Source organism: Planomonospora parontospora (assembly GCA_014647935.1).
GTDB classification, from domain to species: Bacteria; Actinomycetota; Actinomycetes; order Streptosporangiales; family Streptosporangiaceae; genus Planomonospora; species Planomonospora parontospora.
This window is the reverse complement of the sequence record BMQD01000012.1, coordinates 134,204-149,285: the sequence shown is the minus strand read 5'-3', so window position 1 is coordinate 149,285 and position 15,082 is coordinate 134,204. Positions and strand designations below refer to the sequence as shown.

The 15,082-nt window shown below is 72.1% G+C and carries 16 protein-coding genes and 1 pseudogene; 7 read left to right on the top strand and 10 right to left on the bottom strand.

Going from position 1 to position 15,082, the window contains the following annotated elements:
• Position 1: 1 nt before the first annotated feature.
• The gene (locus IEZ07_RS19965; protein WP_191896122.1) at positions 2-655 is read right to left on the bottom strand and encodes an HD domain-containing protein; all 654 of its coding nucleotides are present in this window, start codon (positions 653-655) and stop codon (positions 2-4) included.
• 71 nt (positions 656-726) lie between these two features.
• On the opposite strand from IEZ07_RS19965, the gene IEZ07_RS19960 reads away from it, so the two are divergent.
• Positions 727-1,683 (top strand): GlxA family transcriptional regulator, encoded by a 957-nt coding sequence (locus IEZ07_RS19960; protein WP_191896121.1) that lies wholly within the window; start codon positions 727-729, stop codon positions 1,681-1,683.
• Between the two features lie 44 nt (positions 1,684-1,727).
• Here the strand turns inward: IEZ07_RS19960 and IEZ07_RS19955 are convergent, their stop codons facing one another.
• Positions 1,728-2,630, bottom strand: a complete 903-nt coding sequence (locus tag IEZ07_RS19955) for a PaaX family transcriptional regulator C-terminal domain-containing protein (protein ID WP_191896120.1) — start codon at positions 2,628-2,630, stop codon at positions 1,728-1,730.
• Positions 2,627-3,244, bottom strand: coding sequence for a GNAT family N-acetyltransferase (locus tag IEZ07_RS19950; RefSeq protein ID WP_191896119.1), 618 nt, complete (start codon positions 3,242-3,244; stop codon positions 2,627-2,629). The genes IEZ07_RS19955 and IEZ07_RS19950 overlap by 4 nt, the downstream gene beginning before the upstream one ends.
• Before the next feature lie 106 nt (positions 3,245-3,350).
• Between IEZ07_RS19950 and IEZ07_RS19945 the strand changes: the two genes are divergently transcribed.
• Both IEZ07_RS19945 and IEZ07_RS36310 read left to right on the top strand, forming a co-directional pair.
• Positions 3,351-4,382, top strand: coding sequence for an alpha/beta hydrolase family protein (locus IEZ07_RS19945; RefSeq protein WP_204054462.1), 1,032 nt, complete (start codon positions 3,351-3,353; stop codon positions 4,380-4,382).
• Between the two features lie 54 nt (positions 4,383-4,436).
• Positions 4,437-4,733 (top strand): transposase, encoded by a 297-nt coding sequence (locus IEZ07_RS36310; RefSeq protein ID WP_204054463.1) that lies wholly within the window; start codon positions 4,437-4,439, stop codon positions 4,731-4,733.
• Here IEZ07_RS36310 and IEZ07_RS19935 read toward each other — a convergent pair.
• The 6 genes from IEZ07_RS19935 to IEZ07_RS19915 form a co-directional block, all read right to left on the bottom strand.
• On the bottom strand, positions 4,666-5,076 hold the full coding sequence (locus IEZ07_RS19935) for a RidA family protein (protein ID WP_191896117.1): 411 nt from the start codon (positions 5,074-5,076) through the stop codon (positions 4,666-4,668). The genes IEZ07_RS36310 and IEZ07_RS19935 overlap by 68 nt on opposite strands.
• A gap of 149 nt (positions 5,077-5,225) precedes the next feature.
• On the bottom strand, positions 5,226-5,612 hold the full coding sequence (locus IEZ07_RS19930; RefSeq protein WP_204054464.1) for a TipAS antibiotic-recognition domain-containing protein: 387 nt from the start codon (positions 5,610-5,612) through the stop codon (positions 5,226-5,228).
• Positions 5,613-5,726: 114 nt separating this feature from the next.
• Positions 5,727-5,858: a hypothetical protein gene (locus IEZ07_RS35800; protein ID WP_275413845.1), complete on the bottom strand. Its 132-nt coding sequence runs from the start codon at positions 5,856-5,858 to the stop codon at positions 5,727-5,729.
• 53 nt (positions 5,859-5,911) lie between these two features.
• Positions 5,912-6,601, bottom strand: a complete 690-nt coding sequence (locus IEZ07_RS19925; protein ID WP_191896116.1) for an alpha/beta hydrolase — start codon at positions 6,599-6,601, stop codon at positions 5,912-5,914.
• A gap of 372 nt (positions 6,602-6,973) precedes the next feature.
• On the bottom strand, positions 6,974-7,345 hold the full coding sequence (locus tag IEZ07_RS19920; RefSeq protein ID WP_068903895.1) for a spore germination protein GerW family protein: 372 nt from the start codon (positions 7,343-7,345) through the stop codon (positions 6,974-6,976).
• A gap of 151 nt (positions 7,346-7,496) precedes the next feature.
• Positions 7,497-9,812: a phosphoketolase family protein gene (locus IEZ07_RS19915; protein ID WP_191896115.1), complete on the bottom strand. Its 2,316-nt coding sequence runs from the start codon at positions 9,810-9,812 to the stop codon at positions 7,497-7,499.
• 211 nt (positions 9,813-10,023) lie between these two features.
• Between IEZ07_RS19915 and IEZ07_RS19910 the strand changes: the two genes are divergently transcribed.
• On the top strand, positions 10,024-10,437 hold the full coding sequence (locus IEZ07_RS19910) for a pyridoxamine 5'-phosphate oxidase family protein (RefSeq protein WP_191896114.1): 414 nt from the start codon (positions 10,024-10,026) through the stop codon (positions 10,435-10,437).
• Positions 10,438-10,686: 249 nt separating this feature from the next.
• On the opposite strand, the gene IEZ07_RS19905 is transcribed toward IEZ07_RS19910, so the two are convergent.
• Positions 10,687-11,193 (bottom strand): hypothetical protein, encoded by a 507-nt coding sequence (locus IEZ07_RS19905; protein ID WP_191896113.1) that lies wholly within the window; start codon positions 11,191-11,193, stop codon positions 10,687-10,689.
• Between the two features lie 247 nt (positions 11,194-11,440).
• On the opposite strand from IEZ07_RS19905, the pseudogene IEZ07_RS36460 reads away from it, so the two are divergent.
• From IEZ07_RS36460 to IEZ07_RS19890, 3 genes and pseudogenes are all read left to right on the top strand, one after another.
• Positions 11,441-11,842, top strand: a pseudogene (locus tag IEZ07_RS36460) (DUF8744 domain-containing protein).
• Between the two features lie 6 nt (positions 11,843-11,848).
• The gene (locus IEZ07_RS19895) at positions 11,849-14,539 is read left to right on the top strand and encodes a multicopper oxidase domain-containing protein (protein WP_191896111.1); all 2,691 of its coding nucleotides are present in this window, start codon (positions 11,849-11,851) and stop codon (positions 14,537-14,539) included.
• On the top strand, positions 14,536-14,973 hold the full coding sequence (locus IEZ07_RS19890; protein WP_191896110.1) for a hypothetical protein: 438 nt from the start codon (positions 14,536-14,538) through the stop codon (positions 14,971-14,973). Before IEZ07_RS19895 ends, IEZ07_RS19890 begins: the two co-directional genes overlap by 4 nt.
• Positions 14,974-15,082 lie beyond the last annotated feature (109 nt).

The following is a 15,082-nucleotide window of genomic DNA, read 5'->3' as shown; positions in this document are numbered from 1 at the left end:
GTCAGGCGACGCCGGGCCAGGCCGCGGCGACCACTTCCCGCCAGGGCGGGACGGTCGTACCGGGGAGGTCCTGTCGCAGCAGTTGCGCCGGGAAGGAGAAGGGGGGTGCCTTGGCCGGGTTGCGTGCCGCCTGGCCGGTGATGAGGTCGGTCAGCTCGGTGCCGCCGCCCAGCCTCGGGTAGGCGGCGTGCACCCGGTCGGCGTAGCCCGCGGGGAGTTGCTCGGCGCCGAAGGCCGCCACGTCCGCTCCCGTGCCGGTGTGGGTGAGTGCGATCTCGGGCCGCATCCTGTCGGCGATGCCGAGGCTGGTGTGCAGGGCGATCGCGTCCCAGACCAGGCGGGTCCGGTCGGCGGCCAGTCCTTGTCCGGTGAGGAATTCCGCGGCCAGGTCCGCGCCGTCCGCCTCGAACCGTCCGCCTCGATCGCCCTGTTCGATCAGTCCGGCGTCGTGCAGGATGCATGCCAGGAACAGGACCTCGTCGTCGTAGTCGTGTTCGGCTCGGAGTCCGTGCCGCTCGCCGATGGCCCTGCCGAACAGGTAGCTGCGCACGCTGTGGGTGAGGACGGCCTGCGGGGCGGTCTCCTGGACGAACGCGTAGGTCTTGCGGGTCAGTGGGGTGTCGGGGATCGCGAAGTCGGTGAAGTGATCGGTCATGGGTTCGATCGTGGTCGTCAAGGGGGTGTGCGGAAAGCGGCTGTAATGCCGTAGTGCGCTAGATTCTGGCCATGCATGTGGTGGGTGTGCTGGCGATGGACGGGGTGGTCGCCTTCGACATGGCGGTGCCCGCGCAGGTCTTCGGCAGTTCCACCGGTGATCGGCGTCGGCCGCTGTACGAGACGCGGTTGTGCACCTTCGGCGGTGCCGTTCGGACCTCGGAGCCTTTCGGTGCGATGCGGGTGGAGACCGGGTGGGGTCTCGATGACCTCGCGGCGGCCGACACCCTGGTGATCCCCGGTCATTGGGGTTTCCTGGAGGAGCCGCCCGGGGATGTCCTGGAGGCGGTGCGGGCGGCGGCCGGGCGTGGTGCGCGGATCGCCTCGATCTGTGCCGGGGCGTTCCTGCTGGCGGCCACCGGGCTGCTCGACGGGCGGCGGGCGACCACGCATTGGGTCTACGCCGCCGAGTTGGCCCGGCGTCATCCCGCCGTCGAGGTCGACGCCTCGGTGCTGTTCACCGACAACGGTGATCTGCTCACTTCGGCCGGTGTGGCGGCCGGCATCGACCTGTGCCTGCATCTGGTCCGGCGCGATCACGGCTCGGCGGTGGCGGCTGAGACGGCTCGCCGGATGGTGATGTCGCCTCAGCGCGACGGTGGCCAGGCGCAGTTCATCCGGCACGCCGATCCCCGTGATCCGGGTGCCGCGCTTCAGCCCGTCCTGGCCTGGATGGAGTCCAATCTGCACCGGCCGCTCAGTCTCGGCGACATCGCTCGTCAGGCTTGCGTCAGCGTACGGACCCTGACTCGGCGGTTCCGTGCTCAGGTCGGGACGACTCCCCTGCAGTGGCTGTTGCAGGCCCGTATCCGCCGTGCCCAGCATCTGCTGGAGAGCACCGATCTGCCGGTGGGCCGGATCGCGGAAGTGGTGGGGATGGGTTCTCCGGCGACGTTGCGTGCCCATTTCGCCCGTGTCGTCGGCACCTCCCCTCAGGTCTACCGCGCCACCTTCCGGGCCCGTCCCTGATCCGGTGTGGTGCCCGGCGGATCAGGGGCGGGTGTCACGGCGGGTCAGGGGTCGGCTGCTTCGGCGGCCTCGTCGTAGAGCTCGAAGAGGCGGACGGGCGGGGCTTCGCCGTCGTGCCGGTCGCGCAGGGCGGTCCAGCAGTCGGCGACCGCGGCCCGGGCCCGGCCGCCGGGCCAGTCCGCGGGGAGCAGTTCGGGCGGGAGCAGGGGGTCGGGGTCCATCGCGCGGGTGAGTTCGGCGGCGAGCTCGATTTCGATGGCGAGCACTTCCGTGCGGGTGAGCGGTTCCGGTCCGGTCACCCGGTGCAGGCGGGGCCGGGTGACCTCGGCGAGCCGTTCGTAGCCTGCGGCGATCTCCTGCAGCGGCCACAGTGACGCGGCCAGTGCGCGTGGGTCGTGTTCGCCGCCCATGCGCAGGTGGGTGCAGGTGAGGTGGGTGAGTGCGGGAGCGAGGCCCAGCCGGTGGGCCTCGGTCTCGACGAGGTCTTCCCAGGGGTGGGCGGAGACGTAGAGGCCGTTGTGCAGGGGGGCGCCGCCGAGTCGCAGGATGGCTTCGCGCAGGCCGTCGCGTGCGGCCCGGGCGCTTTCCGGGACGGCGAAGGCGACCAGGTGCCAGAGGCCGTCCCATGGTTGCAGGCCCCGGTCCTGGCGGAAGGCGTGGCGGACGAATCCGGCGGTCAGGGCGGGTGAGTTCGTGACGCCGGCGGTGGCTCGCAGGACGGCCTTGCGTCCGCGGCCCTCGCGGGTGAAGCGTCCTTCGTCGGTGAGCCGCCCGATGCACAGGCGGACCTGCTGGTCGCTCATGCCGAGGATTTCGGCGACGGCGTAGAGTTCGCCGGCGTGGACGGTGCCGTCCCGGCGGACCAGTCCGTAGACGAGGGTGCGGGTCGGGACCTCGGCGCGCGGGGTTTCGCTTCCCGGGGATTGCGGTCGCCGGGTGGTCGTCATCCTCGGCCGCCTTGCGGGGTGGTGACGGGGCGGCGCATGGTCGTGACCGCTCCGAATCCCATGAGGGTGCGCAGGTACGGCGTGTGCTCGGTTCCGGTGGCGGTGAAGCCGCGCCGTTCGTACAGTGCCCGGGCGCGGGGGTTGGTGTCGATGACGTCGAGGCGTATCTGCCGGTAGCCGAGGGTGGCCGCGACCGAGGTGATCTCCTGCAGCAGGAGGGTTCCGACGCCGGTGCCCCGGTGGGCCGGGTCGACGGTGATGCCGTCCATCACCAGCTCGCCGGGGGCGGGGTCGCGTTCCAGCAGGGCCAGCAGGGCGAGCCGGGGCAGGCCGGAGAGCAGTCCGTAGGAGCGCAGCACGTCGCCTGCCGTTCCCCCGGTGAGGGTGCGGTCGGCGTGCCGGTATCCGGCCAGTCCGACGAGTCGGTCTCCTGCGAGTGCGGTGACGGCCCGGTCGTGGTTCAGGTGCGCCGCGATGAAGCCGACGGCCTTGTCCGGTGGGTTGAGGGCCGGGGCGAGCTTGCGGCCGAAGGCCTCCCAGTAGAGCTCGGCCGCCTGTCGTTCGGTGCCGGGTGGCACTCCTCGCCGGATGGTGATCGCTTGACTGCTCCTCATATCGCTCGATTCTATTACGATCGTCGGGGAAACGATAGTTTTATGAGGGAGATGTCATGGATTCCAGGAAGCCCGGCACGGGTGGGACCGCATGGTGAGCCGGCGCATGCGCAGATCGCTGATCGCGGTGCTCGTCCTCGTCCTCCTGGCGGCGGCGGGTGCGGGGGTGGTGCTCGTCCAGAACACCTACGACCTGCGTGAGGAGCGGGTGACGATCCCCGGGGGCCCGCAACCGCTGGACGGTGTGCTCGCCACCCCCGCCTCCGGGAGAGGACCTTTCGGGCTGGTCGTCTTCGTGCACGGCGACGGCCCCGTCGACGCGACCCACGACGGCTTCTACCGCCCCATGTGGGAGGCGTTCGCCCGCGCGGGTTACGCCTCGCTCTCCTGGAACAAGCCCGGGGTCGGCGGCTCGGCGGGCAACTGGCTGGACCAGGGCATGGAGGAGCGGGCGGAGGAGGTGCAGAGCGCCATCGCGTGGGCCCGTTCCCGCCGGGACCTCGACGCCGGCCGCATCGGGCTGTGGGGCGCCAGCCAGGCGGGCTGGGTGCTGCCCAAGGTCACCGCCCGCGTTCCGGATGTGGGCTTCGTGATCGCCGTCTCGCCCGCGATCAACTGGCTCCGCCAGGGCCGCTACAACCTGCTCGCCGAGATGCGGGCCGACGGCGCGACCGCCGCCGAGATCCGCAGCGCTGTCGAGCGCAGCGACAAGACGCGGCGCCTGCTGCGGGCGAAGGCGTCCTTCGAGCAGTACCGGCAGACCATGGGAGGGGAGGCGGACGGTCTCACCGCGGACCGCTGGCGGTTCATCCTGCGCAATCACACCGCCGACGCGACCGCGGATCTCAGGCATCCGGCGACCGGCCGGATCCCCACCCTGCTCGTCCTGGCCGGCCACGACCTCAACGTCGACGTCGCCGAGACCGAGGCCGTCTACCGTGACACCCTCTCGGCGCTCCGGGTCAGGCGCTACCCGGACGCGGACCACTCCCTGGTCCGCCGGAGTCTCGCGGACTCGGACGTCAAGCTCACACTCGCCGCGATCCTCGCCCCCCGGTCGCTGGCCCCCGCCGGCCTCTTCGACGACATGGTCGCCTTCCTGCGAGACCCCGGCAAAGCAGATCGAACCGTCCACTAAGGCCTGTCCTGTGAATCTTCTCAGGAGTTCTGCCTGGTCATCGATGGGGCGGGCATGGTGCCTCGGGGAGAACTCACCGACCGGCGGTGGGAGCAGATCAGCCCGCTGCTGCCGGAACGCGGTGGCCGGGGCGGCCAGTGGCGCGACCACCGGCAGGTGATCAACGGGATCCTGTGGCAGGCCCGGACCGGGGCGCCCTGGCGGGACGTCCTGGTCCGGGCCGGAGAGACCGGCCTGGACGAAGCCGTCTGCGAGCCCGGGGCGCCCGGCCGTACGCTTACGCTCAGGAGTCGAGGACGGCGGCGACGGCTTCGATCTCAACGAGCTGGTCGTCGTAACCAAGCACGGTGACTCCCATCAAGGTGCTCGGTACGTCATGTTCACCGAACGATTCCCGGACTATCTTCCAGGCAGCCCCCAGATCCTCCTGCCGGGTGGACGCGACCAGAACCCTTGTGCTGATGACGTCCTGCAATGATGCGCCGGCGGCAGTGAGGGCCGTCTGCATGTTCTCGATGGCTTTCGCTGCTTGACCTGCGTAGTCCCCAATCGCTGCCACCGAGCCGTCCTCGTTCAGGGGACACGCTCCGGCGAGGAAGATGAGCCGTGACTCGGCAGGCGCCGTGGCTGCATAAGCGTACTGAGCGACGTCGGACAGAGAAGCGGAGCGGATCAAAGTGATGGCGCTGGGCATGGCCCCTCAGGTCCTTTCACATCGGGCGCAAAGCGACCATGCCGGCATGGGCATGTGGCTGCCGCCTCCTATTTCCGTGGTGAAACGTTCGTGCAGGCGGCGGCGCTGCCGCCGACCCGGCGCCTGACCTCATCGGGGACCTGAAGGGCTCAGAGCCTCTTCTGTGCGTACGCGTACATGGCGCCGCCCAGGAAATCGACCATCTCTGGATGATAGGAATTATGGAACTCCTTCATGGCGGAGTCCTCCGCATAGAGGATCGCCATGCCGAGGTAGGCCTCCTTGGTGGGGACGTAGAAACGGCTGGCTATCTCGAAGTGCCTTTCGACGAACAGCTGGATGTGGTCATCCGCCGGTCGGGCCCCCGCCAGGCTGCTCGCCATCTCGCTGTAGAGGTCATGCCAATCCTTGTGGACCCGGTCCTTGTCGACATGGGCCCAGCCGCCGGTGGCCGCCAGGCTCCGGGCCTGCTCTTCGGCCAGGGACCTCCGGCAGAGGTCCGCGTACCGTTCATCCATGTCCTTGATGGCCGTCAATTCATCGCGCCTTCCCGGCGAAAACATTCATGGAGTGGCCGACGGATCACCAACGGTGACCGGCCGCCGGGCCATGACGAACCATGGCAGGCCGGAACCGGGCTGACAAATGATTTACGCGCGGGCCGAGTGGGCATCGGGCGCCTTCTGGGAGGCGCTCCCGGCCCGGACGGCCGCCCGGCGCGGGGTCAGGTCGGTTGCGGTGCGGCGTTGCTGCTCGTCGCCTTCCATCTTCTTGCGGACCATCTGTGCTCCTCCTGTCGTCGTCTCGGTTCGGCCGGTGGCGGGTGCGGGCGGGTTCATCCGCCGGTCCACCAGCGCATGGCGTCGGCGGCGGTCTGCTCGGGTACCTCGTGGCCGCCGGTGAACTCCTCGTAGGTGACGGGGTATTCGCTCTTGCGCAGCCGGGGGACGAGGCGCCGGCTGCAGTGTTCGATCGGCAGGACGCGGTCGCCGGTGCCGTGGGAGATGTGGAAGCGGGGGCGGCCGTGGCGGACGAGGGGGGCCATGAAGCCCGGGGAGAAGGCCAGGACGGCGGTGAACAGGTCGCCGTTGGTGACGCCGAGGGACAGGGCGTAGGAGGCGCCGTCGGAGAAACCGGCGATGGCGACGGTTTCGACGGTGGTGCGGGCGAAGGTCTCCCGCAGGGTGGTGTCGAGCCGGGTCACGTCGGGCCCGTATCCGCCGGTGATCATGTCCCAGGTGGGCGCGATGGACTGGGGGGCCAGGAGCATGGCGGTGGCGGCGGTCGCGTGGGGGGACAGCCAGCCGAGGGCCTGTCCGGCGGTGCCGCCGGCGCCGTGGAGGACGACGGCCAGTCGAGTGGGAGGGTGGGGGGTCTGCGGGACGTACAGCAGGGCCTGTCCGGTCAGGCGGTGGACGCCGGGTTCGGCGGTGGAGGAGGTGAGGGCGGGGCGGGCGGTGAGGCGGCCGTGCCGGGCTCCCTCGTCCGGATGGACGTGGGCGGTGGCCGTCTCCGGTACCGGCACTGCGGTCGCCTCTCACCGTGGGTGCTCTGGGTGCACCCTTCCTGTGCCCGCCGCCGTTGGGACGAAAGGGCTTACAGGTTCATATTTCAGTAATCACGGTGGTGCGGATGCTCTGTGCGGCCGGGGCGCCGGTTCGGAGGCGGGGCGGGCGGGACCCGCTCAGCGGGTGGCGAGGGTGGCGCCCGGTCCGGCGCCCTAGAGGCTTTCCGGGGAGGTTCGCAGGGGCCTGGGAGTCTCCCGGCGGAAGGACCCGGGGTGCGGGAAGCGCCCGTCCTCCGTGCCGGGGAGGGCGGGCGCTCGGCGGGCCGATGGCCGCTTGGTCACTTCAGGACGGGCGGGCGCTTGACCAGGGCGGCCCTTCCCCCGGCGTCGTCAGCGCCTGCCGCGCCGGCGGGTCAGCAGGCGGGTGACGGCGCGGACGGTCAGCAGCAGTACGATGCCGACGATCTGGCCGCCCAGCACGATGCGGTTGACGTCGAGGGCGGGTTGCCAGCGGACCTCGCCGTCTTTGATGACGAAGACTCCGGCGGGTGCGGCGCGGAGCCCGAATCCGCCTCCTGCGCCTTCGCCGGTGTCGGGGTGCTCGCCGCCCTGCCGCTTGCCGCTGCCGCTTCCTCCTCCCCCGCCGCCGCTGATCTTGGCGACGGGGATGACGGTGACGCCGTCGCGGGTGACGGGTTCACCGAACACGCGGCTGACGGCGGTGGCGTCCCCGGCCTGCTCGGCCAGTTTCATGATGTCCATCGTGGTCGTCCTCCCGGTGGGTGGGGGCCGCCCGGAGGGGGCGGTCCAGGTGCTCGTCTCCCCCATGATCATGCCTTGTGCGGCCGGTGGGCGGCGGCTGGAGCGGGCATCCCTCCCTCGGGAGGGGTGCCCGGGGCCGGGGAGGGCGCCGTCAGCGGGTCCAGGTCCAGTCGCGGATCTCGGGGAGGTCTTCGCCGTGCTCGCGGGTGTGGGCGCGGGCGCGCAGGCGGGCGTCGGACATCTGCTGGCGCAGGTGGGCGGCGCGGGTGCCCAGGCCGGGGACGCGGTCGATGACGTCCATGACGAGGTGGTAGCGGTCGATGTCGTTGAGCATGGCCATGTCGAAGGGGGTGGTGGTGGTGCCTTCCTCCTTGTAGCCGCGCACATGGATGTTGTGGTGGCCGGCGCGGCGGTAGGTGAGGCGGTGGATGAGCCAGGGATAGCCGTGGAAGTCGAAGATGACGGGTTTGTCGGGGGTGAACAGGGCGTCGAACTGGGCGTCGGACATGCCGTGGGGGTGTTCGCTGGGGGGTTGCAGGCGCATGAGGTCGACGACGTTGATGACGCGGACCTTCAGCTCGGGCAGGTGCTCGTGCAGGAGGGCGGCGGCGGCGAGGGTCTCCAGGGTGGGGACGTCGCCGGCACAGGCCAGGATGACGTCGGGGTCGTCTCCGGCGTCGTTGCTGGCCCATTCGATGATGCCCAGGCCGCGGGTGCAGTGGGCGATGGCCTCGTCCATGGTGAACAGGTCCAGGACGGGTTGCTTGCCGGCGACGACGACGTTGACGTAGTCGTGGGAGCGCAGGCAGTGGTCGCCGACCGAGAGCAGGGTGTTGGCGTCCGGCGGCAGGTAGACGCGCACCACGTCGGCCTTCTTGTTGACCACGACGTCGAGGAAGCCCGGGTCCTGGTGGCTGAAGCCGTTGTGGTCCTGGCGCCAGACGTGGGAGGAGAGCAGGTAGTTGAGCGAGGCGACGGGGCGCCGCCAGGGGATGTCGTGGCAGGCGTCGAGCCATTTGGCGTGCTGGTTGAACATGGCGTCGATGATGTGGATGAAGGCTTCGTAGCAGTTGAACAGGCCGTGGCGGCCGGTGAGCAGGTAGCCCTCCAGCCAGCCCTGGCACAGGTGCTCCGACAGCACCTCCATGACGCGGCCGCCGGCGGCCAGGTCGGTGTCGGTCGGCAGGATCTCGGCGTTCCAGGTGCGGTCGGTGGTCTCGAAGACGGCGCCGAGCCGGTTGGAGGCGGTCTCGTCGGGGCCCATGAGGCGGAAGGTGCGAGGGTTGGCGGCGATGATGTCACGCAGGAACGCGCCGAGGACGCGGGTGGGTTCGGTCTGCTGGGCGGCGGGTGTCTTGACGTCGACGGCGTAGTCGCGGAAGTCGGGCAGGGCCAGGGGGCGCAGGATCTCGCCGCCGTTGGCGTGCGGGCTGGCGCTCATGCGGCGGGGTCCGGCGGGTACGGTCTGCAGGATCTCCGGCAGCGGGCGGCCGTCGGCGTCGAAGAGCTCTTCGGGCCGGTAGGAGCGCATCCACTCTTCGAGCAGGCGCCGGTATTCGTCGTTGCCGCGGACGTTGGACAGGGGGACCTGGTGGGAGCGCCAGGTGCCTTCGACGGGCAGGCCGTCGACTTCGCGGGGCCCGGTCCAGCCCTTGGGGGTCCGCAAGATGATCATGGGTAGGCGGGTGGCCCGGCCGTTCTTGAACTCGGCGATCTGGTCGAAGACGGTGTCGAGGGTGCGGGCCGTCAGTTCGTGCATGGCGGCGGGGTCGTCGCCGGAGATGATGTGGGGGCGGTAGCCGTAGCCCTCCATGAGCTTGAGGAGTTCTTCTTCGGGGATGCGGGCCAGGACCGTGGGGTTGGCGATCTTGTAGCCGTTGAGGTGGAGGATGGGCAGAACGACGCCGTCGCGGTAGGGGTCGAGGAACTTGTTGGAGTGCCAGCTGGCGGCCAGCGGGCCGGTCTCGGCCTCACCGTCTCCGACGATGCAGGCCACCACCAGCTCCGGGTTGTCGAAGGCCGCGCCGTAGGCGTGGGCCAGGGCGTAGCCGAGTTCGCCGCCCTCGTGGATGGAGCCGGGCGTCTCGGGGGCGACGTGGCTGGGCACCCCGCCGGGAAAGGAGAACTGGCGGAAGAGCTTCCGCATGCCCGCGGCGTCCCGGGTGACGTCGGGGTATTTCTCGGTGTAGGAGCCCTCCAGCCAGGCGTGGGCGACCGCGGCGGGTCCGCCGTGCCCGGGACCGGCGATGTAGATCATCTCCTGGTCGCGTTCGGCGATGATCCGGTTGAGGTGGGCGAAGCAGAAGTTCAGCCCGGGGGTGGTGCCCCAGTGTCCGAGCAGGCGGGGTTTGATGTGCTCGACCGCGAGGGGCTCGGTGAGCAGGGGGTTGTCCAGCAGGTAGATCTGTCCGACCGACAGGTAGTTGGCGGCCCGCCAGTAGGCGTCGATGCGCTGCAGTTTCTCCATGGGGATGACGGTTCCCGCTTTTCCCTTGATCATCTAGGGCACAAGGTCCTTGTGTGATCAAGGGCGTTCGGCCCGGCCGGCCTGGTCGGTGCGCGGTGGGCCGTACGGGCTCGGCGTCCTGCCCGGGTGCGGTGCGGTCGGGGTCGTCCGGCGGTGACGAAGGGACTTTCGTCCCTGAACTCGCAGGTGGGCGGTCTGGCAGGCTGGGGGCATGAGACTCGACTCGGCCGGCCTGCAGGTGCTCTCCTACCAGGAGTGCATGAGCCTGCTGGGCTCATGCCCGATCGGGCGGATCGTCTTCACCGACCGTGCCCTGCCGGCGGTGCAGCCGGTGAATTTCTGCCTCGACGGGGAGGACATCGTCATCCGTACGACGGCCGGCTCCAAGCTGGCCGCCGCCACGCGCCGGACCGTGGTGGCCTTCGAGGTCGACGAGTTCGATCCGGCCGCGCGCACCGGGTGGTCGGTGACGGTGGTGGGACACGCGCGGGCGGTGGAGGACCCGGCCGAGGCCGCCCGGCTGGCCGGGCTGCCGCTGACGCCGTGGGCGCCGGGGACGCGTGACCACTTCATCGTCATCGCCACCGAGCAGGTGTCGGGCCGCCGCATCGATCAGCGGGACTGAGCGGCGCCGCCGCCGGATGCGACCGGACGCCGTTCCGGTCCCCTCCCCCATGGGCCTGGCGCCCCGCAGTTCCGCCAGGTCACCGATGAGCAGGAACACGCTCCACAGCAGGACGCCGCGTTCGCAGACCAGGTGGGCGATGTCGGGCAGGTCGATCAGGTTGGTGCGGGTCACCGTGGCAGGGGCCGGATGCGGGTTGCGCCCGGCCCCTGCGGTCCGGCCCGGCCCTGCCGGGGCGGGCGGGGGCGGTCAGCCGCCGGACGGCCCGCCTGCCGGGCGCAGCGCCGCGCTGACGGTGATGAAGGCGGCGCCGACGCCCATGAGGACCACGCCCAGGCCGACGGTCAGGGAGGTGAGCTGCCAGGCCTGGTAGGCGGTCATCAGCGAGGCGCGCAGCGTCTCGCCCATGAACGCGGTCTGGCGCAGCGCGCCGAGGGTCTCGTCCTGGCCGCCGGCGGCGTGCAGGTCGGCGCTGACCTCGGAGTAGGTGCGGCCCTGGGTGGCCTGGCGGACGTTGCCGCCGATCACGTCGGCGAACGCGCGTGCCTGCGGCCCGGTCTCCACCCGCCGGCCGGCCTGGGCGGCCAGTTGCCGCGGTAGTCCCTTGCCGGGGAAGGTGATCTTCTGGCGGATCAGTTCGTCGCGGATCTCGCCCCTGCCCTGCAGGCCGCGGGCCGTCATGACGGCGCCGGCCGTCAGTGCGGCGGCGCCGACGGCACCCACCAGTGCCGTGGCCGGTCCGCGCAGGTCGTTCATGCGTCTTCTCCTTCGGGCGCAGCGGCGGGCCCGCGGTCCGGGATCGCCTCCCTATGAGCCTTCGGTCGCGGACGGGTCCGCCTGAAGGGGCACAGGCCCCTGATCGGCGGGCTGAAAGTCCCGTAACGGGATGGAACGGGACTTTGGTCCCTGTGGTGACGGCCTTTGAGCCCAGGGCCGGCCGGTCACCGCCGCATAGCGTGGGAGGCGTTCCGTCCGGCCGCCGGGCGGCTTGCGATGCTGGCCGGTGCCGCTGCCGCCCTGCTCGCCGGCCTGTACGCGGTATGCGGCGGCGTGCCTGCTGGCCGGGTACGGGTGGCCGGCGGTCACCGGAGCCCCGTGGGCGGCCACCGGGCCGGCCGCAGGTGAGTACCTGTACGACGCGGCGCTGCACGCGCTGTTCCTGGGTTTCGTCGTGTCGATGGTGTTCGCGTGTTCGCGCACGCGCCGGTGATCCTGCCGGCCGTGCTTGCGGGTGGGCCTGCCGTACCGGCCGGTGCTGTATGTGCCGGTGGCGGTGCGCGTCGCCGGGGATCTGGCGGCCGCCGAGGCGGTGCGGGTGGCCGGTGGGCTGCTCGCTGGGATCGCTCTGCTCGTGTTCGCCGGGTGTGCCGCCGCGCTGGTGCGGCGGGCTTCGATGGGAAGGTGACCTGAGGTGGCATCGGTTGAGGTGCGTATCGAGAAGGACCCGCCGGTGGAGCCGCATGCGGGGCCGGTGCGTCGCCGCGCGCCCTGGCATCTGCGGGCCAATGCGCTGGTGGTGGGGTGGCTGGCGCTGACGGTGGCGGTGGCGGTGGCCGGTGACGGGCTGCCGGCGCCGCGCTGGCTGCTGATCCATGTCTTCCTGCTGGGTGCGGTGAGCACCGCGATCCTGATCTGGAGCGAGCACTTCGCGGTGGCGCTGCTGCGCGCCCGGACCCCGGATCCGCGGTGGAGCCTGGCCCGGCTCGGGCTGCTGAACGCCGCGGCGGTGGCCGTGCTGTACGGCGTGGCGGCCGGTCCGGCGGGGGTGGCGATCGGCGGGGCGGGGGTGGTCGTGGCGGTCGTGGTGTGGCATGCCGCGGCGCTGGTGCGGCTGGCGCGGCGGGCGCTGCCCGGCCGGTTCGGCCATGTCATCGCCTGGTACGTGTGCGCGGCCGGGGCACTGGCGGCAGGCGGCACACTGGGCGCTCTGCTGGCCGCGCACGTCGGGCACGGCGCGGTGCACGAGCGGTTGCACGCCGCGCACGCCCAGGTGAACCTGCTGGGCTGGGTGGGTCTGACGGTGCTGGGCACGTTGTTCACGCTGTGGCCGACGGTGCTGCGCACGCGCATGCCGGAGCGGACCCGGCGGGCGTCGGTGGTGGGGCTGCGGCTGGCGGTGCCCGGCCTGGTGCTGCTGACGGGGGGGCTGGCGGCGGATCTGCGGCCGGTGGCGGCGGCGGGGCTGGTGGTTTACGCGGCCGGGGCGCTGGCGGCGCTGGTGCCGCTGGCCGAGGCGGTGCGGGTGCGCCGGCCGCACACCGGGGCGGCCTGGATGCTGGGCGCCGGTGTCGTGTGGTTCGAGGTGGCGCTGGTCGCGGACGTGGTGGTGGTGGCCACCCGCCCGGCGGGTGGGGTCGCGGCCGGGCTGGAGCCGCTGCTGCCGCTGGTGGTGGCCGGGTTCGCAGGTCAGGTGCTGCTGGGGTCGCTGCTGCATCTGCTGCCGGCGGTGCTGGGCGGCGGCCCGGTCCGGTTCAAGGAGAACGCGGCGCTGCTGGAGCGGGGCTGGGTGGCGCGGCTGGCGGCGTTCAACGCCGGGGTGGTGCTGCTGGCGTTGCCGGTGCCGCGGCCGCTGGCGGTGCTGGGCTGGGCGCTGGTGCTGGCGGCGGTGGCGGTGTTCGTCGTGCTGGCCGTGGTGGCGCTGGTGCGGGCCGCTTCGGCCGAGCGGGCGAGCGGCGGGCATGAAGGCGGTGGGCCGGCCGGTGGGCGGGGCGGGGCGGGCCGGCCGGTCCTCTCCCCCGCGCTGGCCGGGGTGGTCGCCGGGTGCGTGCTGACGGCCGCCGCGGTGGTCGTGGCCGTCACCGGCTCTACGGGAGCCGGTCCTGTGATGGCCGCGACCGGCGCCAAGACGGTCGAGGTGACGCTGTCGGGGATGCGGGTGCGGCCTGCGGTGATCGAGGCGGCGCCCGGTACCGTGCTGACGCTGCGCGTCACCAACACCGACGCCCAGCGGCACGATCTGCGGCTGGCGAGCGGGGAGCGCACCCCGATGCTGGCGGCCGGGCAGAGCGCCGTGCTGACGCTGGCGCCGCTCGGCGGGCAGGTCGAGGGCTGGTGCACCGTGGCCGGGCACCGTGCCGCGGGCATGACGATGCGGATCGTGCCGGTGGGCGCGCTCGCCGGCTCCGGTAGGGGCACGGCCGGGGACACCGCCGGCGGCGCGGGGGCGGGGCACGGCGCGCACGGCGCGGCGGACGGCACGCGGGCCGGTGCGGGCGCCGCGGGTACGGGCCTGGACCTGGGGGCGGCGATGTCGCCCGGATGGAGGCCGTACGACGCGGCGCTGAAGCCCGCGCCCGGCGGCGCCGAGCACGAGGTGGAGATCCGGGTGGACGACCGCGCGGTGCTGGAGGTCGCCCCCGGGGTGCGGCAGCGGATGTGGACGTTCAACGGGACCGTGCCCGGGCCGGTGTTGCGCGGGAAGGTCGGGGACGTGTTCACGGTGACGTTCGTCAACGGCGGCACCATGGGGCACGGCATCGACTTCCACGCCGGGGCGAACGCCCCCGATGAGGTGATGCGCACGATCCAGCCGGGTGAGCGGCTGACCTACCGGTTCCGGGCGGGTTTCGCCGGGGCGTGGCTGTACCACTGCTCGACCATGCCGATGACCCAGCACATCGCTTCGGGCATGTACGGGGCGGTGGTCATCGACCCGCCGGATCTGGCGCGGGTGGACCGCGAGTACCTGCTGGTCCAGGGTGAGCTGTACCTGGGTGAGCCGGGGGGTGACGCCCAGGTCGTCAAGTTGCGTGAAGGGCGGCCCGACGGGTGGATGTTCAACGGCACCGCGGCCGGCTACGACCACGCTCCGCTGGAGGCCAGGGCCGGTGAGCGGGTGCGGATCTGGGCGGTGGCGGCGGGGCCGGGCTCGGGTACGGCGCTGCACGTGGTGGGGGCGCCGTTCGACACCGTCTACAAGGAGGGCGCCTACCTGCTGCGGGCCGGTGATGCGGGTGGTGCGCAGGTGCTGGACCTGGCGCCGGCTCAGGGGGGGTTCGCCGAACTGGTCTTCCCCGAGGCGGGTGCCTATCCGGTGGTCGACCACACGATGCACCGGGCCGAGGGTGGCGCGCACGGCCTGTTCGAGGTGGGTGCGCGGTGACCTGGTGGACGGTGGTGCGGTTCGCGCACGTGTTGTCGGCGGCGTTGTGGGTGGGCGGGCAGCTGACGGTGTCGCTGGTGGTGCTGCCGCTGGCCCGGCGGCTGCTGGACGGTGAGCGGCGCGCCGGGGTGATGCGCGCGGTGGGCCGGCGCTTCGGGTTGTTCACCGGCGCGGTGTTCCTGCCGGTGCAGCTCGGCACGGGGGTGGCGCTGGCCTGGCGCAAGGGCGTCACGTGGGCGTCGCTGGCCGAGCCCGGCTACGGGCGGATCCTGGCCGCCAAGCTGGTGCTGTTCTGCGCGGTCATGGCCGCGGCGGGCCTGCACGGGTGGGCCACGGGCGGCGGGCGACCCGCCCTGGCGCGTGCCATGGCGGTGACGGCGCTGGTGGGGTCGGCCGGCGTGGTGCTGCTGGCCGCGGCGCTGCCGGCGACCTGAGCGCGGCCGGTCCCCGCATCCCGGCCCGTCGTCCGCGGTCCGGCCGTCGCGCGCGGTTCCGTGCTGCTTCGGATCTCCCGAGGGGTGTTTGCGTAGATCTTTGGGTCTT

Coding starts and splice junctions, on each gene's coding strand:
- IEZ07_RS19965 (WP_191896122.1), bottom strand. CDS start 655: ATGACCGATCACTTCACCGACTTCGCGATCCCCGACACCCCACTGACC.
- IEZ07_RS19960 (WP_191896121.1), top strand. CDS start 727: ATGCATGTGGTGGGTGTGCTGGCGATGGACGGGGTGGTCGCCTTCGAC.
- IEZ07_RS19955 (WP_191896120.1), bottom strand. CDS start 2,630: ATGACGACCACCCGGCGACCGCAATCCCCGGGAAGCGAAACCCCGCGC.
- IEZ07_RS19950 (WP_191896119.1), bottom strand. CDS start 3,244: ATGAGGAGCAGTCAAGCGATCACCATCCGGCGAGGAGTGCCACCCGGC.
- IEZ07_RS19945 (WP_204054462.1), top strand. CDS start 3,351: ATGCGCAGATCGCTGATCGCGGTGCTCGTCCTCGTCCTCCTGGCGGCG.
- IEZ07_RS36310 (WP_204054463.1), top strand. CDS start 4,437: ATGGTGCCTCGGGGAGAACTCACCGACCGGCGGTGGGAGCAGATCAGC.
- IEZ07_RS19935 (WP_191896117.1), bottom strand. CDS start 5,076: ATGCCCAGCGCCATCACTTTGATCCGCTCCGCTTCTCTGTCCGACGTC.
- IEZ07_RS35800 (WP_275413845.1), bottom strand. CDS start 5,858: ATGGTCCGCAAGAAGATGGAAGGCGACGAGCAGCAACGCCGCACCGCA.
- IEZ07_RS19920 (WP_068903895.1), bottom strand. CDS start 7,345: ATGGACATCATGAAACTGGCCGAGCAGGCCGGGGACGCCACCGCCGTC.
- IEZ07_RS19915 (WP_191896115.1), bottom strand. CDS start 9,812: ATGGAGAAACTGCAGCGCATCGACGCCTACTGGCGGGCCGCCAACTAC.
- IEZ07_RS19910 (WP_191896114.1), top strand. CDS start 10,024: ATGAGACTCGACTCGGCCGGCCTGCAGGTGCTCTCCTACCAGGAGTGC.
- IEZ07_RS19905 (WP_191896113.1), bottom strand. CDS start 11,193: ATGAACGACCTGCGCGGACCGGCCACGGCACTGGTGGGTGCCGTCGGC.